The sequence below is a fragment of the Paenibacillus sp. JGP012 genome, from assembly GCF_014203995.1.
Lineage (GTDB): Bacteria > Bacillota > Bacilli > Paenibacillales > Paenibacillaceae > Paenibacillus > Paenibacillus silvae.
On the sequence record NZ_JACHKG010000001.1, the window covers coordinates 329,751 to 353,330 of the forward strand.

Consider the following 23,580-nt stretch of genomic DNA (forward strand, 5'->3'; position numbering starts at 1 on the left):
GACTACGATGTATCATAAATCAAAGTCATATCGTGTATTTAACGTTATCAATATCAGTTTTCTCATTCTGGTCGCCATCATGTGTATTGTACCGATGATTCACGTTTTGGCTGTATCCTTCAGTAACAAAGCTGCGGCAGATGCCAACCTGGTCAGTCTCTGGCCAGTCGGCTTCTCTCTTGAAGCTTACAAAAAAACAATGAACAATCCGATCTTTCTGAACTCACTCTGGATTTCACTGCTGCGTACCGTTATTGGTACAGGCATTACGCTGTTAATTACCTTCCTGGCGGCATATCCGCTGTCCAAGGAAAACAGTGAGTTTAAAGGCAGAACCGTATACTCCTGGATTTTCGTATTCAGCATGATTTTCAACGGCGGTCTGGTTCCATTCTACATGGTGATTCAAAAGATTGGTCTGATGGATTCCTTCTGGGTACTGGTGCTGCCAGGTGCAGTCAACACCTTCCTGGTCATCCTGATGCTGAATTTCTTCCGCGGCATTCCGAAAGAGCTTGAAGAAGCAGCCCTGATGGACGGAGCCAACCATTTCAGAACACTGTTCAGCATTTTCCTGCCGATCTCCATGCCTTCCATCGCAACCATTGCACTGTTCAGTATGGTGTTTCACTGGAACTCCTGGTTTGACGGTCTCTTGTATATGAACAACGCCAAAGACTATCCGCTTGCAACATTCATGCAGACCGTCATTATCAAACGGGATATGAGTACGATGGCGATGAATCCGAAGGAGATGGAAACGATCTCCCAGACAACGGTACGTGCAGCTCAGATTTTTATCGGAAGTGCGCCAATCCTGATTGTATATCCATTCCTGCAGCGGTATTTTGTAAAAGGTATGACACTGGGCTCAGTGAAAGGCTGAGCCTGAATCCCTAATTCATGGAGGCTGATATTTTGAATCAATCAACCAAACAACCATTTGTTCTCGGCATGGATGTGTCATTTATGGACGAGATTGAACAGCATGGGGGGACATATCGTGATGCGGATGGCAAAGAAGCAGATCTGCTCACCATTCTCAAGCTGAATGATGCCAATGCGATCCGGCTGCGTATCTGGAATGATCCGGTCGGCGGATTCTGTAATCTGGAGCGCACAATTGAAGTGGCGAAACGAATCAAGGCACAGGGCTTGCAATTTTTGCTTGACTTCCACTACTCGGACCGCTGGGCTGATCCGGCTAACCAGTGGAAGCCGAAAGCGTGGGAGAACCTGTCCTATGAACAGCTTAAACTGGCGGTATGCACATATACAGCGGATGTGCTTCGCGCATTAAAGGAACACGATGCTCTGCCGGATATGGTTCAGGTAGGCAATGAAATTACACCAGGCATGTTGTGGGATGATGGGCGTGTCGGCGGCGAAGAGCATGATACAGACGAGCAGTGGCAGCGTTTTGCCGGGCTTGTGAAATATGGCATTGCTGCTGTGAAATCGGTTGATCCTTCGATCCAAATTATGATTCATATTGACCGCGGCGGTGATAATGCCGAGAGTCGCAAATTCTATGATCGCTTTGAAGCGCTGGGTGTTGAGTTTGACGTCATCGGCTTGTCCTATTATCCTTGGTGGCACGGAACGCTGGATGCGCTGCGTGACAATCTGAATGATCTGGCCAAGCGCTACGGCAAGCCAATCAACGTTGTGGAGACCGCTTACCCATGGACGCTGGAGCAGCCGGAAGGTATTGAATGGATTATGAATCAGGAAGACATGCTGCTGCCAGGATATCCTGCAACGGTAGAAGGCCAAACCCGATATTTGCAGGATATGCTGCAGATTATACGCGAGGTTCCCGGTGGTCTGGGCCATGGCTTCTATTATTGGGAGCCAGCATGGATTCCAAGCAAGGAAGAATGGTCTGTAGGACACCCGAACAACTGGGGTAATCTGACCATGTTTGATTTCAAAGGTCGCAAGCTCGATTCATTTAAGGCGTTAACTGCGGCGCAAGAACTGAATGCCACATCCTTCGTTTAATAAGGTGTGCCAAAGCAAAATTATCGTAATTCAACAGCAAGGGAGTTTTCATAAATGACATACAAATTTCCACCTGTAAGCTCCAAAGCACCGCATATGCTGCATGGTGCCGACTATAACCCGGAGCAGTGGCTTCGTTATCCAGAGGTGCTGGAAGAAGACATTCGTTTGATGAAATTAGCCAAATGCAATGTGATGTCCATCGGTATTTTCTCCTGGGTCTCACTTGAACCGGAAGAAGGCGTATATACGTTTGAATGGCTCGATCAGGTGCTGGATCGTTTCGCAGCGAGTGGCATCTATGCTTTCCTGGCTACACCAAGTGGTGCCCGTCCGGTGTGGATGTCGGCAAAGTATCCTGAAGTGCTGCGTGTCTCCGAGAACCGGGTTCGTAACCTTCATGGCTTCCGTCATAACCATTGTTATACGTCCCCGGTGTATCGTGAAAAAGTGACGGAGATGAACACAAGACTGGCTGAGCGGTATTCAGATCATCCGGCCGTCATTGGCTGGCATATTTCGAATGAATACGGCGGGGATTGCCACTGTGATTACTGTCAGGAGGCATTCCGCGGCTGGGTGAAAAACAAATACAAAACGCTGGATGAGCTGAATCATGCGTGGTGGACAACATTCTGGAGCCATACGGTGACAGATTGGAGTCAGGTCGAATCTCCAGCACCGCATGGTGAGACTCAGGTCCATGCAATGAATCTGGACTGGCGCCGTTTCGTAACGGATCAGACAGCAGATTTCATCGTACACGAGACGAAACCACTCAAGGCGAAAAATCCGAATCTGCCTGTGACAACCAACCTGATGGAATTCTACGGTGGTCTCAACTATTGGAAGTTCGCAGATATTCTCGATTTTCTTTCCTGGGACAGCTACCCGACATGGCATGATGCAGAGGATGATGCGAAGCAGGCGTCCCGTATTGCGATGATGCATGATATTGTACGGTCCATTAAAGGTGGACAGCCGTTCCTGCTGATGGAGAGCACGCCAAGCTCAACCAACTGGCAGGATGTGAGCAAGCTGAAGCGTCCGGGCATGCATCTGTTGTCCTCCTTGCAGGCGGTAGCTCACGGATCAGACAGCGTGCAGTACTTCCAGTGGAGAAAAAGCCGCGGGTCCAGCGAAAAGCTGCATGGCGCCGTGGTTGACCATGTAGGTACTGAGCATACACGTGTGTTCAAGGATGTTACAGACGTAGGTACAGCGCTGCAGAGCATGCAGGATATCGTAGGTGCATCGGTTCCGGCGGAAGTCGCAATCATCTTCGATTGGGAAAACCGCTGGGCTGTGAATGATTCACAGGGCCCGCGTAATATCGGCGTAAAATACGAGCAGACGGTAGAAGCTCACTATGAAGCCTTCTGGAAAAAAGGTGTAGCGGTGGACGTGATTGATATGGATGCCGATCTGTCCAAATACAAAGTGCTTGTTGCACCCATGCTCTACCTCGTTCGTGAGGGTGTAGGCGAACGGATCGAGAGATTTGTGGAGCAGGGCGGTACTTTTGTAGCGACATACTGGTCGGGCATCGTTAATGAGAATGATCTGTGCTTCCTGGGTGGATTCCCTGGACCACTTCGCAAAACGCTGGGCATCTGGTCCGAAGAGATCGACGGACTGCATGATCGGGAACTCAATGGCATTATTCCAGAGCAGGGCAATGCGCTTGGACTTACAGCGGAGTATGATGCAATTGAGCTCTGTGATCTGATTCATCTGGAGGGTGCGAAGTCCCTTGCTTCCTATCGTTCCGACTTCTATGCAGGACGTCCGGCATTGACCGTGAACGAGCTTGGCTCAGGTAAAGCCTACTACATGGCTGCACGTATGAAAGCACCGTTTTATGATGATTTCTACGGCAAGCTGATTGCAGAGCTTGACCTGGAGCGCGGACTCAAGTCCGAGCTGGCTGCAGGTACAACGGCTCATGTGCGTACAGACGGGAATTCCGATTATGTATTCATTCAAAACTACACCGAGCATGAGAAACAGGTTCAACTCGACAGTCATGCTTACACAGATGTACTGAGTGGTGAAGCGGTTGAAGCGAGCCTGGACTTGCAGCCTTACGACATTCGTGTGCTGCGCAGAACGGCGAATCGCAAGTAATGCCATTGTTGGTGAAGTGAAACATCATTTGTGTAAAATAAGATGAAACAACAATAACTGGATTACCCGGGTGCCTCGGAACAGGTGCTTGGGTAATCTTTTTTTGATGCTGAAATGGGGCTTCTGTACTTTTTCTGGACAAGATAAAGGATAATCGTGTCCACGTAGCGAAGACAAATACGTAACTTGTCAACTTTAGACTTTCATTGTCTGGGAGGAATTGAAATGAATCAGAGAAATCTGGACGGCAACAGCATTATTATACGGCTGGAAATGACAACGAAAGATATCAAGTTTGGCGAAGTGGCCTCGGCCATCTCGGAAGCTGGAGGAGACATCATTGCCATTGACGTCATTTCGACCAATCAGGATGTCAGTGTGCGGGACTTGACTGTTGCAGTCACCGACTCACAGGATAACAGTAAAATTATAGAAGCCGTACGCCAGCTTAAAGGCGTGTCCATCGTTAACGTGTCAGACCGGACATTCCTGCTGCATCTGGGCGGCAAAATTGAAGTGACACCAAAGACCCCGATTCATAACCGGGAAGACCTGTCACGTGTGTACACGCCGGATGTGGCCCGGGTATGCTCTGCAATATCCGAAGAACCGGGTAAAGCCTTCTCATTAACGATTAAACGAAATACAGTCGCCGTTGTCTCCGATGGCAGTGCGGTACTGGGGCTTGGCAATATCGGGCCGCGTGCAGCGATGCCGGTTATGGAAGGTAAGGCGATGCTGTTCAAGCAGTTTGCAGGTGTCGATGCGTTCCCGATCTGCCTGGATACTCAGGATACTGAAGAAATCATTCGAACTGTGAAAGCGATATCACCGGCGTTTGGCGGTATCAATCTGGAGGATATTTCTTCCCCGCGCTGCTTCGAAATTGAACGCCGCCTGAATGAAGAACTGGACATTCCGGTGTTCCACGATGACCAGCATGGTACAGCGGTTGTATTGTATGCAGGTCTGATTAATGCGCTGAAGCTGGTTGGCAAGTCCATCGAGGATGTTAAGATTGTGGTGTGCGGCATAGGAGCAGCGGGTGTAGCTTGCAGCAATATTTTGTTATCTGCCGGTGCGAAGCGACTGATCGGAGTGGATCGCGAGGGCGCGATCATACGTACAAACACGTATGAAAACGAGGTCTGGACGGAGTATGCGGCACGTACTAACCCCGATATGGAGAAGGGTTCCTTGCGGGAGGTTATTCGCCATGCCGATGTTTTTATCGGCTTGTCCCGAGGCAATCTGCTTACACGCGAGGATGTGCAGACCATGGCGGACAATCCGATCGTATTTGCTATGGCGAATCCGGTGCCTGAGATTATGCCTGCTCTGGTCGAGGATATTGTAGCCGTTATGGCGACAGGCCGTTCGGATTATCCGAACCAGATAAATAACGTGCTTTGTTTCCCGGGTATGTTCCGAGCAGTACTGGATTGCCGGGCAACAGAAATCAATGAAGAAATGAAGCTGGCAGCTGCTCAGGCGATTGCCTCATCCATATCGGACGAAGAGCGTACACGTTATTATATTATCCCGAGTGTATTTAACGATAAAGTGGTTAAATCCATGCGCAGTCGTGTCATTGAAGCGGCAATCAAGACGGGAGTGGCAAGACGTGTGCCGCGTGAGCAGCCGCGTGAAGGTGGAGAATCCTGATGACTTCGGATTTACCTAACATGACTTCCGATTTACCTAATGCATCTGAGCGATCGCATCATCCGGTGAATGAATCCATTTTGCGCGCGGCTCGTGCTTTTGTGCAGGAGGATGCTTCCCGGCATGCCGATGGACACGACTGGACTCATATTGAGCGCGTCACCAGACTTGCAGCCAGATTGGCACATGACGAAGGCGCTGATCCGTTCATCTGTGAACTGGCTGCGCTGCTGCATGACGTACCGGACGAGAAGCTGAATGATAGTCTGGAGGCAGGCATGGTGAAGCTGCACGCGTGGCTGGATTCGCAGCCGCTCACTCCAGAAACACGGGAAGCGGTGCTGAACATTATCAGCACGATCTCGTATGCAGGCGGTCAAGGAGCTGCGCTCAGCTCTCTTGAAGCCCAGGTTGTGCAGGATGCAGATCGTCTGGATGCACTGGGTGCCATCGGCATTGCCCGTACCTTTGCATTTGCCGGCGCCCGCGGGCGAGAAATGTACGATCCTTCACTTCCGCCGCGGGAGCAGATGACCCGTGAGCAGTATCGCAATGAGCGCAGCACAACGATTAATCATTTTTACGAAAAATTGTTCAAGCTCAAAGATTTGATGAATACCTCCCGCGGCAGGCAGCTGGCTCAGCAGCGTCATGATTATATGGTGCAGTTCGTGGAGCAGTTCAAGAACGAATGGGAAGCACTAATGTGAATCCGCTTCATCCTTTTGCATGTTTTGGGTTAAATTATGCTCAGAACACCAGCAAAGGGATGAAGCTTTTTTTAATGATATCTAATACGTTCATGGAACTGGGAATAGCAAAGGCATAACCTCTCATGGTACAATAAATCGTTCTCCTGAACTCATTCAGGCAAAAAACGAAATATGGGGTAATAATGAACATGATGATCATTAAAAGTGAACGAACAGGCCGGGTAAGAGGAGGGGGATGCCATGTCATTTGGAGCACGTGTACTTAAGACAGGTATAGCGGTCACGCTTGCTTTATATCTGAGCAGCCTGTTTCTGAACCCGCAATCTCCTGTGCCTGCCGCGATTGCAGCGATCTTTGCGATGCAGCCTTCCATCTATCGTTCGTGGAAATATTTTCTGGATCAGCTGCAGACAACGACGCTGGGAGCCATTGTGGCTTTGCTCGGGGGCATGGTGCTGTCCAACGAACCCATCGCAGTCGGGTTAATTATTGTGCTTGTTATTATGATCTGTCTTAAATTAAATATGGGTGAGACGGTAGGCCTGACACTTGTCACGGTAGTCTCTATTATGGAAGCTTCGGGTGATTGGCACTTTGCACTGAATCGTTTCCTGCTGACTCTTGTAGGCATCGTGTCTGCATTTCTGATTAACATCTCGGTGTTTCCGCCCAAACCCAAGGTGCAGTTTGTAAAGCAGATTCAAAGTGTATTTAGCGGCATGTCCTTACTGCTTCGCACCTCGATCTCCGATGAGATTAAAGAGGTTATTTTCCGGGAGGAGAAAAATACGCTGGGCGGCTCGATCAAGTCTTTATCTGACAAGTATCACCTGTTTGAGGAAGAGCAGAAGAAGATGAAACGCGCCAAATTCAGCGAAACCCGTCAGATGGTCGTATACAAGCAGATGCTGCTTAGTTTGCAAAAAGGATATGATGTGCTGGATTCCGTTGAACGTCATTACTTCCAGGCACAGCGTACCCCGGAGATGGATCTGTTCTTTGATACACATCTGGAGCGGGTGATCAAGTTCCATGAGCATGCCTTACTTAAATTCGAAGACAAGTTAAAACCGAATGGTGAGGAAGCAGCACAGTTTGTGACGGATAATGATCATTTCATGGAGCAGGCGATTACGCAGTTTGATATCGACAAGGAAGGTATGTTACGATTATCCATCGTAGCCGCAGCCATCTATGATTATGGCTATCAGCTGGAACGCTTGAATCGGCTGGCGGATCATGTGCACAGTGTCAGCGAGGATAAAGAGTCACAGGATACTATGCTGAACTGGCTGAAATGGCCTTAGCCTGGAAAATCATATACAATAGAATAACAACCAAGCCCGGACAGCAGCGTCCGGGCTGTTTGGTCTATTGGGTCAGGGAATTGAGGGATAAAGATATGCATATAGAGCAGCTGGATACAGAACTGATGGAATGGTTAGATGGAGGCAGGCTGGAGACCAAGCAGCATGAGGCTATGCAGCTGCTGACGGTAACAGACGGGCAGTGGGCACATACGGCCATGATTAGCATGGGAGAAGTGGTGGCTATAAGCCCAACCTGCCTCAGACTCGCACTTTGGCAAGGAACTCAAACAAGTATGAATATGATGGAAACAGGTAAGGCTACTTTAATTGCAATTCATGGACAGCATTTGCTGCACATCCGGCTGGAAGTCCGCCCTTTGCCAGCCCTGGCAGAGGCCGTGCATCCGCGCGACAGATATGAGGGCAACATCCGGCATATTCGTATAGATGAGGCACCTTATGCTGAAATAACGTCAGGCATTACCTTTCAATTAAAAGATCAAGCCGGTGCTTTGGCGCGCTGGGCAGCTACAATTGAGGACCTGAAAAAGTAGACGAGTAACGATTGGAAAAACAAGAACTTATACCATTGCCTTTTCGGGCTTGTCCAATGGCTATTTAGAAGACACAATCCGGGGAAAGAGGGGCGCATCAACAAATGAGTACAGAACAGCAATGGAATGAGGAACAACAGCGAGTGAATTCAGTCACTGACCTGATTGAGCATCGAATTACTGCATTGGAAGAAGAAGCAGGTTCATTCCGTGGTGAAGTGGTCGAGATGAGAAAAGAATTCTGGGACGAGGTCACCATGAACTTCAGTGAAGCAGATGATGTCGGGGAGACGTCAACGAGTATGCGGCAGCAGTCGCAGGTGTTGTCTGATCGCGAACGAAGTCATCTGAATACAGCTGCGGCTCTGGATAAAATGAAACGGCTGCATCATTCTCCTTATTTCGGGCGCATTGATTTCAAAGAAGATGGATATGCAGATGCAGAGCGAATCTATCTGGGCATTGCTTCACTGCTGGATGAGAAGGAGGAGTCTTTTCTGATCTACGACTGGCGTGCACCGATCTCCAACCTGTATTACGACGGTGCACCGGGACCGATCTCCTATCGTACACCAAGCGGTGAAATCAGCGGAGAGATCGAGATGAAGCGACAATTTGTTATTCGGGACAGACGAATTCGGTTTATGTTTGATACGGGCGTGACCATCGGTGATCAGCTGCTGCAGGCCGTGCTCAGCCGAACGTCGGATGCCCAGATGAAAAGCATTGTAGCAACGATCCAGAAGGAGCAGAACCGGATTATCCGCAATGACCGGACCCGAATGCTGATCGTGCAGGGAGCGGCAGGTAGTGGTAAAACCTCTGCTGCGCTCCAGCGGGTAGCTTATCTTCTCTATAAATACCGCGAGCATCTGCAAGCGGATCAGATGGTTCTTTTTTCACCGAATCCGATGTTTAACAGCTATGTATCGACGGTATTGCCGGAGCTTGGAGAAGAGAACATGCTGCAGACGACATTTCAGGAGTATCTGGAGCGTCGCTTGGGCCGGGAATATCAGCTGGAGGACCCGTTTATTCAGCTTGAATATGTGCTTACAGCAATGCAGGAGCCGGAGTACGATGCACGGATGTCGAGTATTCGCTTCAAGTCCTCTGCATCCTTTCAGAAGGTCATCACACGTTATAAAGAGAGCATGCTTTCCGGTGGCATGAAATTCAAGCCAGTGCGTTTTCAGGGCAGAGTAATTGTGGATGCGGAAGCGATGGCTGAGAAATTTTATAGCTTTGGCTCATCTGTCAAGCTGGTGAGTCGACTGGAGCTGCTGCGGGACTGGCTGCTGAAGGAGCTATCTACATTTGGCAAGAGTGAATTAAATGCGCCTTGGGTGGATCAGCAGCTGGATGTAATGGAACCTGAGGACCTGCAGAGAGCTTATCAACGGTTAAAACGCAAACAGAAGGGGAAATCGCATACGTTTGATGACTTCCAGCAGGAAAGAGAGATTCTGGCCAGAATGGTAGTCAGTGACCGGCTCAAACCTCTGCGTAAATGGATCAAATCCTTGCGTTTTGTCGATATCCGTCAGCTGTACGCAAACCTGTTTCAGGACCAGGCACAGATGGTGCGTTTGCTGGAAAACGAACCGCTGCCCGCGCATTGGGAGGCGATCTCCACGATGACGCTGCGCAGGCTGAAGCTGCAGGAATTGGCTTATGAGGATATCACACCATATCTGTATTTGCGAGAGCTGCTGCTTGGGTTCCATATTAACTCTGGCATCCGTCATGTGATTATCGATGAAGCGCAGGATTATTCTGCATTTCAGCTGGCCTTTATGAAAAGGCTGTTCCCGCATGCCAAAATTACGGCTTTGGGTGATTTCAATCAGGCGATCTACGCTCATTCGTCTGTGCTAAGCGGAACGGGACCTTTGAGTGATCTATATGGACCGGAGAATACAGAGGTTATCGAATTGACGCGCAGTTATCGATCCACCATGGAGATTGTTGAGTTTACACGGGGCATGGTTCCGGGGGGAGAGCACATTATTCCGTTTAATCGAAGCGGTGAGAAGCCTAAAGTGATCGTAACGGCTGATCTTGAGAAGCATATGCATCATATTACGGCTGATCTTCATCATCTGATTGAGCAGGGATATGAATCGGTCGCGGTCATCTGCAAAACAGCAGAGGAGAGCAGTGAAGTTCACGCGCTTCTCAGTGAGAAGCTTAACACTGCGCCCAAGCTGATCAAAAAAACGACACTTGCTTTCGAGCAGGGTGTTCATGTCGTGCCTGCTTATCTGGCGAAAGGTGTGGAGTTTGACGTGGTATTGATCTATGACGGGTCTGCTGCAGCCTATTCCCATGAACAGGAACGCAAGCTGTTCTATACAGCCTGTACGCGAGCGATGCATCTGCTGCATGTATATTGTCTGGGCAAACCGAGCCCGTTTATTACCTCACAGTCAGAGGAATGGTATGAGGTGAGTGATATGACTGCGACTCGTGTAGAGTAATGCTGGTTTTCCGCTGCTCGTTGTACGCTAATCGTTAATCGCTATCGGAGTTGCATTAAGAAAGGCTGGTCAGAATCCAAACTTCTGTCCAGCCTTTTTTTGCATGCCTTATCGAGATTTTTATATGTGTAGTATCGAGATTTTTGTATATGTAGTATCCAGATTTATGTGTATGCTGTATCCAGATTTATGTGTATGCTGTATCCAGATTTATGTGCATGCTTATATTGAGAAGAGACCTGATTTGTTTGGTGAAGTAAACAGACACTTTTTAGTGTATATTGATAATTCAGGTGGATTTCATTGTGTGTATACACAATTGATGTAATTTTTCTTTACACATGAAGCCAAGACTCATATAATCGTAACAATCTATTTTTTTGGAGCGTTGAATGAAGGAGGCAGGTAGCTTGAATAAATCAGCTTTTGAACGGCCGCTGATGGCCGATTGCGTACCCGATCTGGTTGCTACAGCACGGGGAGATATGAAGGCAACATTGGTGATTCGTGGCGGTACATTGGTTAACGTCATATCGGGAGAGATTTTGCCAGACATGTCGGTCGCTGTACAAGGGGCGAGAATTGCCTATGTCGGCAGGGATGTAAGCCATACGATTGGAGAGCACACCCGAATTATTGAAGCAAAAGGCAAGTATATTGCTCCTGGTTTATTGGATGGTCATTGTCATATCGAGAGCACACAGATGAAAGTGTCCGAGTTCGCAAGAGCAGTATTGCCTTCGGGAACGACCGGTGGTTTTTTCGATCCGCATGAAATATCAAACGTGCTTGGTCTAAAGGGACTACGGCTGATGCTGGATGAAGCACGGACTACACCGATGGCTGCCTATTTGCAAGTAGCCTCCTGTGTTCCCTCCACTCATCCGGGACTGGAAACGACGGGGGCATTTATTGGCCCTGAAGAAGTAGCGGAAGCTCTTTCCTGGGGGCCTGATATGATTGGTTTGGGTGAAGTCATGAACTTCCCGGGGGTCGTGTATGGAGATGAAACGATGATCGGGGAGATCCAGGCGACACTGCGCGCAGGCAAGGTGGCAGATGGTCATTTTACATGGGCATCGGATGATTGGCGCCTGCCCGCTTATGCGGCAAGTGGTGTTACAGGGGATCATGAGTGTGTAACCAAAGAGGATGTCGTGGAACGGCTGCGGCTTGGCATGTATGCGAAGATGCGTCAGGGGTCTGCATGGCATGACGTTGCCGAGACCATTAAAGCTTGTACGGAGCTTGGACTGGATACCCGCCGGATGATGCTGGTGACAGATGATCGCAGCTCTGAATCCCTGCTCAAGGAAGGGCATATGGACTTTGTGGTTCGACTGGCGATCTCTCAAGGGGTGAAGCCCGTAACGGCATTCCAGATGGCAACGATTAATACAGCCGAACGCTTCGGCGTAGCGCGTGATATCGGGGCGGTGATTCCAGGCAACATAGCTGACATTATTTTGCTGGACGGACGCTTGGCCGATGTGCGTGTAGGCATGACGATTGCTGCAGGGCAAGTCGTGGCCGAGAATGGCAAAATGACAGCGGTATGGGATACCTTCACGTATCCTGAAGAGGCTTTGAATACGGTGAAGCTGGAAGCCAATATTCAGCCTCGGGACCTGGAGCTGGCTGCTCCGATTATACAAGGTACCATTGGTGCACGAGTGATTCACGTGACAGAGAATCATGTGGAGACGAAGGAGAAGCGTGTGCAGGTGAGTGTGCAGGGCGGCAAGGTGGTTCTCCCCGTGACGGGTGATGTATGCAAAATTGCGGTGCTGGAACGTCATAAACAAACCGGAAATCGCGCCGTAGCTCTGGTTGGAGGCATCGGGTTCACATCTCCGGCTGCCATCGCAATGACGGTAGCTCATGACAGCCATAATCTGTTGATTATCGGTAACGATGATGCGCTCATGGCGGAAGCGGGCAATCGGGTCATCTCTATGCAAGGCGGTGTAGCTGTTGTAACGAATGCAGGCGTGACGGAGTTCCCGCTTCGTATTGCAGGACTCATGTCGGTGGAACCATTCGAAGTTGTAGCCGAGCAATCGGCAGCAGTCAGCGAGGCGTTGCAATCGGCTGGCTGTACGCTGAATAATGCGTTTATGACGCTGTCCCTGCTTGCTTTAGTAGTTATTCCTGAGCTGCGTTTGTCTGACATTGGATTGGTGCGAATCTCAGCAGAAGGCATTGAGCGGGTTTCGCTCTTTGATGATGAGCCTGCTGCGGATTAAGCTGACCTCAGAGACAAATAACATGTCCGTGCAATCAGAACAAAAGATCATAATAAATATTGCTGAATTACAGGCCGCCTTCGGGCGGTTTTTTGTCTTGGGAAAAGAAAGCGCTCACTAGGTCTGTAGAATTGTCTCTCTCAAAACAAGGATGATGACTGAAGTCGTGGTTAGAATTTATATTTTACATAAAATATTAATATTTGTGACTTTTGACCTATGTATTCAGAACTGTGAATTCCCGAAATAAAGTTATATGATTCTTTCGTCGTGAGTCTTAGAGGTGATATTGCGTATAGAAGAAGTTTTCATTCATCGTGCTTCCATTAAAGTGCAAAAGTGAATAATAAACGACAACAATTCATCCGGATTTATACGTAAGAGCTGCATAACTTCAAGGGAGTGTATAAATATGAAAACTAAAAGAGAGATTCGTTTCCTGCTGCTGATGAGTTGTCTGATCTTGTGTTTGAGCACAGCCTGTTCTTCCGAGGTATCTGCTATCGGTTCCGATGAACCTGTGGACAGCTACACTGAAATCCATGGCCATCTGGATCATCCTGTGAGAGCAACCTGGGTATGGGATACAACCCAGATCAGAAGCAATGCACAGGATGTGCTGCAATTTGCTGCGGAGAACAATGTGAATACCATCTATCTGCAAATAAACCGGGACATTAAAATTCCTGAATATAAAAGCTTTATTCGTCTTGCACGGGCACAGAACATCGCTGTTGATATCATGGATGGACGTTCTGCATGGGGGCTGACGGAGAGCCGGGATCAGATCGTTTCTTTTATGGACTGGATTGAGGCATATCAGGCACAGGCGCTGTCCCAGGAGAAGTTTGCTGGCATTCATCTGGATATTGAGCCACATGTACATCCGCAGTGGAAAACAAATCAGGCGAGTGTCATCACACAGTGGCAGGGCAATGTGAATTATATTGTGGAACGCGCTGCGGCTATGAAAATACCGGTCGGAGCAGATTTGCCATTCTGGCTGGACAATTACAAAATTCCAAATTCCACGATGGCGGTAAGCAGCTGGATGATTCGCAAGTTCGATTCCATCACGATTATGGCTTATCGGGACACAGCGGCCGCGATCTATAATGTTGCGAAGGATGAATTGATCGATGCAGCCTCTGTAGGCAAAACCATCTCGATTGCTGTAGAAACGAAGCAGAGCAAGGAAGGGGATTTTATTACGTTTTACGAAGAGGGAGAAGCTTACATGGAAGAGCAGTTGAAGCTTGTAGAGAAAATGGCCAGTGTGCATCCATCCTTCAACGGTTTCTCCATTCATGAGTACACGTCCTGGCAAACATTAAAGAAATAAGGTGTGCATGAGAAGAGCAAGTATCAACTGTTCCATAAAGGAAAGGAAGCTTGAAGGCATACCTGAACGACAGCTGTTCCTGTTTTAACTTTAAAAAGGTGCTTGCAGAAGTGATCGCTGCAGCACCTTTTTTTATTTATTTTAGATAAGCTGGCTAAGGGAGTCAGGCTCCAGGTTCAGGTTGTGCGTAAACATTTTGCGATAATGGGACGGGGTGGTATGTTTGTGTTTTTTAAAGGTGGTAATAAAGTAGCTCAGATGCTCAAAACCAACGTCCATCGCAATGTCGACAATTTTATGATCCGTATTCTCAAGCTGCAGGCAGGCCTGCTGTACACGGTAATAATTAATGTAGTCCACCGGACTCTTCTGTACCATCTGTTTGAAAAAACGACAGAAATGCCCTTCGCTCATATTCGCTTCTTCCGCCAGTTCTTTCAGCTTGAGCGGTTCAGGATAACGCTTGTGAATATAACCGAGCACCGATTTCAGACGTTCCACCTTGTCAGGGCTTCCTCCATGAACAGAGCCTTTGAGCGGCAGCTGCTTACGATGCTCAAACATACGGGCAAACATCAGATAGAGATAGGCTTTCGTAGTCATTTCACAGGTTACTGCTCCGGCTGCGTGATCTGCGAAGATACGCTCCAGATATTCCAGCACTTCTGCTCCCCAGGCTTCATCCGGCGTGATATGAGAGGGGAGTCGTACATTTTTTCGTATGATGGGAACGATAAATTTCTCCTGCACTGCGTCAAAGCTATGGCTGCCAAGCAGATCGGAGTGAAACACGATAGAGGAAAACATACAAGGCTCCGTGCCTCTCAGGTTGCCCGCATGAATCTCGCCCCGATGAACAAAAATAGCCTCTCCTGCCTTGACCTCAATTCGGTTCATGTCAATCTGAAACACGGCAGAGCCCTGCGTCACCATCGTAAACTCCATCTCGTCATGCCAGTGGCAATCGAGAATGCTGTCCCCATTCAGCTGCTGAATGTCAGGATACACACTTACCGGATACATGGCATTGCCATGAATACGATCCTCCCTTAAACGTTCACGTTCCATAATGTCCCCCTTGTATCCATGAAAAGATGTAATCGTTTGCAATATATATCGATAATCAGCTAAATAACCTTTGAAATATCAAAATAATGATATATTTAGTCAAAATAGAAGAAGAAATTCATTATTTATATCAATATCATTATAGTATAACCGAAGGAGGTAATCCAAGATGAAATTTACAGATGGCTATTGGCAGATCCGTGATGGATATCATGTTCAAAATCCTGCGGACGTTCGAGATATTGTACAAAAGGGCGATTCCTTTACCGTATATGCAGCAACAAAACGTATTGAGCGCAAAGGGGACACCCTGAACGGAACGCTGCTCAAAGCAACCTACAGCTCTCCAATGCCTGACGTCATTCGTGTACAGTTAAATCACCACAAGGGCAAAGTCAATCCGGGTCCTGAGTTTGCTCTGAACACGTTGAATACCGATGTGCAAATTACACAAGATGAGCATGGTGCAGAGCTGAAAAGCGGAAATCTTCGTGTAAGCGTGAACAAATCCAAGGGCTGGGATATAGGCTTCCATTATAACGATAAACGTCTGACAGGCAGCGGCTGGAGAGGCCCGGCATATATCGAGTCAGCGACAGAAGGGGTGTTTTTCCGGGAGCAGCTGGAGCTGGGTGTGGGCGAGTATGTCTATGGCCTTGGTGAACGCTTCACTCCGTTTGTGAAAAATGGCCAGGTTGTGGATATCTGGAATGAGGATGGCGGCACAAGCAGCGAGCAGGCCTACAAGAACATTCCGTTTTATCTGTCGAATAAAGGTTATGGCGTATTTGTCAATCATCCTGAAAAGGTATCCTACGAGATTGCTTCTGAAAATGTATCAAAGGTGCAGTTCAGTGTAGAAGGAGAAACGCTGGAGTATTTTATTATCGGTGGTGCCAATCCCAAAGAGGTGCTGGACAACTACACCAAGCTGACTGGCAAACCGGCTTTGCCGCCAGCATGGACGTTTGGACTGTGGCTGACAACGTCATTCACAACGGATTACGATGAAGCGACGGTGAGTCACTTTGTTGACGGCATGGCTGAGCGTGATCTGCCGCTTTCTGTTTTCCACTTTGACTGCTTCTGGATGAAGGAATATCAGTGGTGTGACTTTGAATGGGACAAGGACATGTTCCCGGACCCGGAAGGCATGCTGAAGCGTTTGAAGGACAAGGGACTCAAAATCTGTGCATGGATCAACCCGTATATTGCCGAGAAATCCATTCTATTTGATGAAGGCATGGAAAAAGGTTATCTCGTCAAGACGGCTGATGGCAGTGTATGGCAGTGGGATAAATGGCAGGCGGGCATGGGGCTTGTGGACTTCACGAATCCAGAGGCAACTGCATGGTACAAAGACAAGCTGAAAGGTTTGATTGACCAGGGCGTGGACTGCTTCAAAACCGACTTTGGCGAAAGAATTCCGACCGATGTTGTATACCATGACGGTTCTGATCCGGTGAAAATGCACAACTACTATACTTTCCTGTACAACAAGGCAGTATTTGATGTGCTCGAAGAAAACCTGGGTAAAAATGAAGCCGCCTTGTTTGCACGCTCCGCTACCGTAGGCGGTCAACAATTCCCAGTACACTGGGGAGGAGACTGCTCTTCCAACTATTCCTCCATGGCAGAATCACTGCGCGGCGGATTGTCTCTGGGCCTCTCCGGGTTCGGCTTCTGGAGCCATGATATCAGCGGATTCGAAGCGACAGCCGAGCCAGATGTATACAAACGCTGGGTACAGTTTGGCCTGCTCTCTTCCCACAGCCGCCTGCATGGTAATGAATCGTACCGTGTACCTTGGTTATTCGATGAAGAGGCTGTCGATGTTGTGCGTGACTTTACGAAGCTGAAGCTGAGCCTGATGCCTTACCTGTTTAACTCTGCGGTTGAATCCTCTGTACAGGGTCTGCCTATGATGCGGGCAATGGTGCTGGAGTATCCAGACGATCCAACGTGTGCGACGCTTGATCTGCAGTACATGTTTGGTGACTCGATCCTGGTTGCGCCGATCTTCAACAAAAAAGGCGACGTTCGTTATTACCTGCCTGAAGGAACATGGACCAATTATCTGACAGGAGCCAAGGTTGAGGGAGGACGCTGGATCAGTGAAAATCATGACTTCAAAACACTGCCAATGATGATCAAGCCAAACAGTCTGATCGCGGTTGGTGCAGTTGACAGCAAACCGGATTATGATTTTGCCGACAATGTATCCCTGCATTTATTTGAACTTGCTGATGGAGAGACAGCACAGGCTGTAGTTGTTAATCAAACCGCAGAGCGGGAATTGCAAGTCGCAGTATCACGCAGCGGGTCGAAGCTGTCGGTTCGCGCAGAAGGTGCAGGCAAGCCGTGGAGCATCGTGCTTCGTGGCATTGATTCGGTATCAAGTGTAGATGGTGGTACGCAGCAAGCTGGCTCACATGGGGTAATCGTAGCTGCAGCATCAGGGACAAGCGAGCTTACTATAGAGCTGTAACATGTTACAATAGGAAATAGGAAATAGGAACGGACGGTGCGTGAGGCACCGTCTGTTTGTTTATTTGACATATCCTGAATAATCAACCTTGGTTAGACCGACAATAACGCTGTTGTGTGTACAATCTGCGAAGGTGGTTAGGGTATGTCTGATAAAAAGTGGGACCTCGTCGCACTTGCTTCCATCCCTGTGATTATGACCTTGGGGAACTCCATGCTTATACCGATTTTGCCACAGATTGAACGGGAATTGAAGGTATCTTCATTCAAGGTCAGTATGCTGATTACGGTATATGCTGTAGTTGCGATTCTGCTGATTCCACTGGCAGGATATTTATCGGATCGATTCGGCAGGAAAGTGGTCATTATCCCCAGTCTTGTTATTGCGGCGGTCGGTGGGGGTGTTGCTGGTGCTGCAGCATGGATAATGCAAGGTGATATCGCTTACTGGACGATTCTTGCGGGAAGGTTTTTACAGGGGATCGGTGCGGCAGGTGCTTTTCCCATTGTCATTCCACTGGTGGGGGACATGTTTAAGGATGAAGATCAGGTCAGTAAAAGCCTGGGCATTATTGAAACCTCCAATACGTTTGGCAAAGTGCTCAGCCCGATTCTCGGAGCAGCGCTGGCGGTCTGGCTCTGGTATTCCCCGTTTCTGGCTGTTCCGGTGCTTTGTCTGATTTCGCTATTGCTCGTTATATTTCTGGTCAAAACACCGAAGAGGAGCGAGAAACCCCAGACCTTCTCTGAATTTATTGCGTCCATCCGTGGCGTATTAAAACAAAAAGGGCGTTGGTTATATGCGTTGTTTGCCATTGGCGGCATCTGCATGTTCCTTCTTTTTGGCGTGCTGTATTACCTTTCGGAGACACTGGAGAGTGAATTTGCGTTAAAGGGTGTGGTGAAAGGCCTTGTACTGGCGATCCCGCTGGCCGCGTTATGTCTTGCTTCTTTTTTTGCGGGCAAATGGATCGGGAAAAACAAATCCAAAATGAAATGGCTGGGCTTCACGGGGCTTGCCTTGGTTACCGTATCGCTGGGGATCATAGGCATGTTCGACAATATCTATGTTGTCGTGGGGTTATTTACGCTAGGAAGCGTCGGAATCGGGGCTGCACTGCCGTGTCTCGATACGTTAATAACCGAAGGGGTGGACAAAAAACAGCGGGGTACGATTACAGCTTTGTTCAGCAGTATGCGCTTTATCGGAGTATCACTGGGCCCGCCTGTCGTGTCCTTGCTCATTGGAGCCCATCATTTCCTGCTGTTTGGCATTCTGGCCGCATCAGGTGCAGCCGGGGCTTTACTTACCTTGTTAGCGGTGAAGCCGAATAAGGGAGGGCAGTCGTCCTCCGAAGGAGATTCGAAGCAGCGGCATCAGCACGAGCAAGAGAACGAAACAAACCCAGCATACAGAGTCCCTTTGCGTCGTAAAAAAAGTCCATTTTGACATGACGTATCTGAGTAATTTTTTATGTCTAAAAGGGTAAAATAAAAAACGCGTCTACTCCGAGAGCAAATAAACTGCTGCCCGGTGTAAACGCGTTTTTGTTGTGCAATGCGCTGAGGTCTATTTTCTATTCTCAGAACCGGAAGTGTTCTGCTCAGAAGCATCGGATGCCGTGATGTGTGTGTGTGACAGCAGCGGATGCGTCTGAATCTGAAAACTGCCGCTCCGTTTACCCTGGATCAGATAGATCAGCAGAAAGAGCACCATGAACAATACAGAGTAACGATACATTTCGGTATAGCTGGTCAGGGAAGCGATGGAACCAAGCAGAAGCGCTCCGGTAGCAATCCCGAGATCAAGCGTATTTAAAAACATGCCATTAGCCATTCCCCGCTGAGCAGGGGAGACCACTTGAATCATCCAGGTTTGCAGTGACGATTGCATGGAGCCATAACCAATCCCGTACATAAATGCTGCTGCAAACAGTACCGGCATCGTTGATGCTGTGGATAGGATAACAAGTCCGAGTGCGATACATACGGCACCTGGAATTAATAAAGCTTTAGGTCCTTTGCTGTCGTAAATACGACCAGCAAAAGGTCTGACAAGCAATACAGCCATAGCGTTAAATAGGAAAAACAAAGCCGGATTCGCAAGATGAGCTTCCTTGCCAAACAGGACGATAAATCCAACCAGTCCACCGTAAGTAATGGATAACAGGCCGTTCAGTATACTAGGAAGAATCAGTTTGCGGTTAAAGGTTGTTTTCCCGGCAGCACCCGATGCAGAAGATGGAGCACCCGATACAGTTACCGCAGCGGGTTCGGCAGCCTGCTGTAAGTGTTGGCTTGAAGCAGCCTGCTGCGTTTGAGCCGCTTTTTTGCGGGTCAGGCTGTAACTGAGTGGATAGATTACAGCGATAACAGCCGCAGTGCACACCATAAGTGTCACAAATCCGGCCCCTTGCAGCAACGTAACACCGATGATTGGACCCATGGACATCGCAAGGCTTGTTGACAGACCAAAGTATCCCATGCCTTCACCCATCCGCTTCACGGGCACAATGTCAGAGGCCATCGTTGGGAAGGCGGTGCTGCTCATGCCGAATCCAACACCAAACAACATGCGCAGCAGCAACAGCACAGCAATGCCGGCAGCAAAATAATAGCCAAGCGTGGCGAGCAGGGCTACAGACAGACCGATATAGATCATCGCATTACGCAAACCCTTCTCCAGCGCCTTGGCGGAGTAAAGCCTTGCCGCAATGGCACTCAATGCGAACAGACAGGTGAAGAGACTGACTTGAAAGGCATTGGCGTGGAAACGATCCTGTACATATGAGGGAAGGGGTGAAACGATCATGTGCAGTTGAAGAAACAGCAGAAAATTACATAACATTAGCAAAATAAAATCGGTTGTCCATAATCGGACAGGTGCAGATTGTTCTTTCATGGTGAGACATTCCCCCTGAGTTGTGATAGTTACAGATTGTGATTGATGAGGGAAAGAGTATGCTTAAAGGCTTCCATCTGGTCTGCGGGTATACCTTCTGCAAGTTTTTTATTCATTGCTCTTTCGATCGGTACTAGAATATCAATTAAAGCTTTGCCTTCCTTGGTTATATACAGCAGATATGCCCGGCGGTCATGTTCGCTTGTCCGGCGTTCGACCCAGCCTTTCTTCTCAAGCAAATCAATAATTCGTGCTGTGGTTGGCTGATCCTTGAAAACAAGCCCGGCGATCTCCTTCTGGTTCACACCTTCTGAACGATTCACATTAAAAAGGACAGAGAACTGCTCTGTCGTGATATCGTATGGCTTGAATTGAGATGCCAGCAGTGCGGCTGATTTGCGATGGGTGAGTCCGAGCATGAATCCAACGGATTGCTCCAGAGAATAATCCATGTATCAATGAGCCTCTCTTTCCGAAATAACATCGTTTAAATTCATTTAATTGTTATAACAACTATATGTGAAACAAGTAATTTTGTCAAAGCCAATTTATGCTTTCAAGGTGATTGCATCCCGGTGCAAAGCACACAGAATCCTGTTAGAATAGGAATGAAACGGCTTTCAAGGCAATTCAATTCGTGTGTAAGGAGCGTTTAATGATGCTAAAAAATATCCCTGCCATACTTCCGCCCGAGCTGCTTAAATTCATGTCCGAGATGGGGCATGGCGATGAACTTGTAATCTCGGATGCCAACTTTCCGGCAGCCAGTCATGCGCAGCGACTGATACGCTGTGATGGCGTAAACGCTGTGCAGCTGCTACAGGCCGTATTACAATTGTTTCCGCTGGATACGTATGTAGAGAAGCCCGCCGCTGTAATGCAGGTGGTTAAGGGAGATCCCGTCATACCGATCATCTGGGAGGATTACCGGCGAATCATTGAAGAGCATGAAGGCATAACCGATGCATTGGAGTATGAGGAACGCTTTGATTTTTATGAACGGGCCGCCAAAGCTTATGTCATTGTTGCCACAGGGGAACGGGCGCAATATGCGAATCTGATTTTGAAAAAGGGTGTTATCTTTCCTGAACCAGGCCATGCCCAAGGGCAGCTGAATCTGGAATTCAAATAGACAATCAAAGTTATGGCGACGGGGCTGGCGAGGCTTTCGTTGCCTTTTTGTGTTTACCCGAACGCAGCCAGTAGACGACAGTATATACATGGGCATCGACTCAACCAGAACAGTAAAGGCTGTATCGCGTAAGAGCGAATGCCAATTCGTAAGCTGCTGCATTTCTGGCCTACGCATCATTTACTGCAAACTTTGCTTCAGTTGATGAATGGGGCACAACGAAGATTTCTTTTACAATTAAATTAAGGAAGATATGAGGTGCATGAAGATATGAAGCACAGGGAGGATTTGAGGGCTATGGAGGAAATAGAAATGCAGCAAACGCAGGACGTGCAAGTTCGAATCAGACAAGCGAACGGAGAAAACGACATTTCTGAAGTATCAAGGCTTTTTAACAATTACCGTATTTTTTACGGTCAGCATTCAGATCTGGAGGGAGCCCGCTGTTTTATCCAGGAACGATTCCGTAATGAGGAATCTATCATTTTTATTGCTGAATTAGGTGAAGCAGGTGAGTGCGCGTCAGCTGAAGCAGAATCCGTATCACACTATTCTGGCGAATCACAGGTGCTGGCTGCTGGTTTTGTGCAGATTTATCCCAGTTTTAGTTCCGTTTCTATGGGACCGATCTGGGTACTGAACGATCTATATGTCGATTCGGTTTACCGAAAGCAAGGGATTGCAAGAAAACTGTTACAGGCCGTTGCCGGAGAGGCACAGAAACAACAGATCATCCGTATTACGCTAAGCACTGCTGTGAGTAATCTGCATGCTCAAGCATTATATGAGTCTGAAGCGTATACACAGGATCAGGGCTTCATGTATTATGAACGTAGTGTTTATTCTGGAAATGAAGCGTAAGAGAGACACTTGGCGTTAAGGGCAGGTAAAAGGAGGGAGCAGCTGATATGATGCAATGGATTGCCATGATTACGATGCTGATCGATCATATAGGTGCTGTATTTTTTCCGCATATTGTGGAACTGAGAATTATCGGACGTATCGCGTTCCCGATCTATGCTTTTGCGGTGTATATTGGTTACAAGCATACACGTAATGTGCAGAAATACATATGGCGTTTGTTCTGGATCGCGGTCATTTCTCAATTGCCGTTTACGGCAGCGTTTAATCATTTCTCGCTGAATGTGGTTTGGACCTTGTGGTCGGCGCTGCTTGTTTTGCTGGCTTTGGATAAGCTGCCTTCCAGATCTCTTGGTATCCTGATTGCCATCGGAGCGGGCGTAGTCATGGAATACACACATATGGACTATGGGATGTATGGCCTGCTGCTGGTACTGCTGTTCCGCTACTTCAACGGGCCTGTGCTGGTTATGGCTCATGTGATTCTGAATGGACTCTATCTGCTGTTGTACCACAGTTCATTACAGATGTACAGTGTGCTGGCAACTATCGGGATTGCTATCGCTCAGTATTATCAGGCGGCGTTTCGCTTGAAGGGACCACGCTGGATCTGGCGTTATTTCTATCCGGCTCATCTTGCGATTATTGCTGTGATTCGCTGGTTGCCCTGATTGCATTTTCTATTATC

Annotated in this window: 18 protein-coding genes; 15 read left to right on the plus strand and 3 right to left on the minus strand. The window is 48.2% G+C overall.

What is annotated here, in order from left to right; translation table 11 throughout:
* Positions 1-7: 7 nt before the first annotated feature.
* The 10 genes from HNR77_RS01485 (at position 8) to HNR77_RS01530 (ending at position 14,442) form a co-directional block, all read left to right on the plus strand.
* Complete coding sequence (locus HNR77_RS01485) at positions 8-886, plus strand: carbohydrate ABC transporter permease (protein WP_111269924.1); 879 nt, start codon at positions 8-10, stop codon at positions 884-886.
* A gap of 32 nt (positions 887-918) precedes the next feature.
* Positions 919-2,004, plus strand: coding sequence for a glycoside hydrolase family 53 protein (locus HNR77_RS01490; protein WP_260410215.1), 1,086 nt, complete (start codon positions 919-921; stop codon positions 2,002-2,004).
* Positions 2,005-2,058: 54 nt separating this feature from the next.
* Entirely contained in the window at positions 2,059-4,131 is a 2,073-nt protein-coding gene (locus HNR77_RS01495) for a beta-galactosidase (protein WP_311768552.1), read from the plus strand.
* Between the two features lie 225 nt (positions 4,132-4,356).
* Positions 4,357-5,796, plus strand: coding sequence for an NAD-dependent malic enzyme (locus HNR77_RS01500; protein ID WP_184180060.1), 1,440 nt, complete (start codon positions 4,357-4,359; stop codon positions 5,794-5,796).
* 20 nt (positions 5,797-5,816) lie between these two features.
* Positions 5,817-6,506: an HD domain-containing protein gene (locus tag HNR77_RS01505; protein ID WP_184180457.1), complete on the plus strand. Its 690-nt coding sequence runs from the start codon at positions 5,817-5,819 to the stop codon at positions 6,504-6,506.
* Positions 6,507-6,749: 243 nt separating this feature from the next.
* On the plus strand, positions 6,750-7,817 hold the full coding sequence (locus HNR77_RS01510; RefSeq protein WP_184180063.1) for an FUSC family protein: 1,068 nt from the start codon (positions 6,750-6,752) through the stop codon (positions 7,815-7,817).
* Between the two features lie 95 nt (positions 7,818-7,912).
* Entirely contained in the window at positions 7,913-8,374 is a 462-nt protein-coding gene (locus HNR77_RS01515) for a pyridoxamine 5'-phosphate oxidase family protein (protein ID WP_184180066.1), read from the plus strand.
* 104 nt (positions 8,375-8,478) lie between these two features.
* On the plus strand, positions 8,479-10,854 hold the full coding sequence (gene helD, locus HNR77_RS01520; RefSeq protein ID WP_184180069.1) for an RNA polymerase recycling motor HelD: 2,376 nt from the start codon (positions 8,479-8,481) through the stop codon (positions 10,852-10,854).
* A 440-nt stretch (positions 10,855-11,294) separates the two neighbouring features.
* Positions 11,295-13,100: an adenine deaminase gene (locus tag HNR77_RS01525; RefSeq protein WP_260410237.1), complete on the plus strand. Its 1,806-nt coding sequence runs from the start codon at positions 11,295-11,297 to the stop codon at positions 13,098-13,100.
* 412 nt (positions 13,101-13,512) lie between these two features.
* A complete protein-coding gene (locus HNR77_RS01530) occupies positions 13,513-14,442 on the plus strand; it encodes a hypothetical protein (RefSeq protein WP_184180074.1) in 930 nt (309 codons plus the stop codon).
* 141 nt (positions 14,443-14,583) lie between these two features.
* On the opposite strand, the gene HNR77_RS01535 is transcribed toward HNR77_RS01530, so the two are convergent.
* Entirely contained in the window at positions 14,584-15,510 is a 927-nt protein-coding gene (locus tag HNR77_RS01535; protein ID WP_184180077.1) for an AraC family transcriptional regulator, read from the minus strand.
* A 169-nt stretch (positions 15,511-15,679) separates the two neighbouring features.
* Here HNR77_RS01535 and yicI point away from each other — a divergent pair, with 169 nt between their 5' ends.
* Both yicI and bcbE read left to right on the plus strand, forming a co-directional pair.
* Positions 15,680-17,998, plus strand: coding sequence for an alpha-xylosidase (gene yicI, locus HNR77_RS01540; protein ID WP_184180080.1), 2,319 nt, complete (start codon positions 15,680-15,682; stop codon positions 17,996-17,998).
* A 144-nt stretch (positions 17,999-18,142) separates the two neighbouring features.
* On the plus strand, positions 18,143-19,447 hold the full coding sequence (gene bcbE / locus HNR77_RS01545) for a bacillibactin exporter BcbE (RefSeq protein WP_184180084.1): 1,305 nt from the start codon (positions 18,143-18,145) through the stop codon (positions 19,445-19,447).
* Between the two features lie 120 nt (positions 19,448-19,567).
* On the opposite strand, the gene HNR77_RS01550 is transcribed toward bcbE, so the two are convergent.
* Complete coding sequence (locus HNR77_RS01550; protein ID WP_184180087.1) at positions 19,568-20,899, minus strand: MFS transporter; 1,332 nt, start codon at positions 20,897-20,899, stop codon at positions 19,568-19,570.
* A gap of 29 nt (positions 20,900-20,928) precedes the next feature.
* Positions 20,929-21,351 carry a MarR family winged helix-turn-helix transcriptional regulator gene (locus HNR77_RS01555; protein WP_111269940.1) on the minus strand — a complete coding sequence of 141 codons (423 nt, stop codon included), beginning with the start codon at positions 21,349-21,351 and terminating at the stop codon, positions 20,929-20,931.
* Between the two features lie 206 nt (positions 21,352-21,557).
* Here HNR77_RS01555 and HNR77_RS01560 point away from each other — a divergent pair, with 206 nt between their 5' ends.
* The 3 genes from HNR77_RS01560 (at position 21,558) to HNR77_RS01570 (ending at position 23,563) form a co-directional block, all read left to right on the plus strand.
* On the plus strand, positions 21,558-22,031 hold the full coding sequence (locus tag HNR77_RS01560) for an RbsD/FucU family protein (protein ID WP_184180090.1): 474 nt from the start codon (positions 21,558-21,560) through the stop codon (positions 22,029-22,031).
* 297 nt (positions 22,032-22,328) lie between these two features.
* The gene (locus HNR77_RS01565; RefSeq protein ID WP_184180093.1) at positions 22,329-22,892 is read left to right on the plus strand and encodes a GNAT family N-acetyltransferase; all 564 of its coding nucleotides are present in this window, start codon (positions 22,329-22,331) and stop codon (positions 22,890-22,892) included.
* Between the two features lie 47 nt (positions 22,893-22,939).
* Complete coding sequence (locus HNR77_RS01570) at positions 22,940-23,563, plus strand: conjugal transfer protein TraX (RefSeq protein WP_260410217.1); 624 nt, start codon at positions 22,940-22,942, stop codon at positions 23,561-23,563.
* The last annotated feature ends 17 nt before the right edge of the window (positions 23,564-23,580 follow it).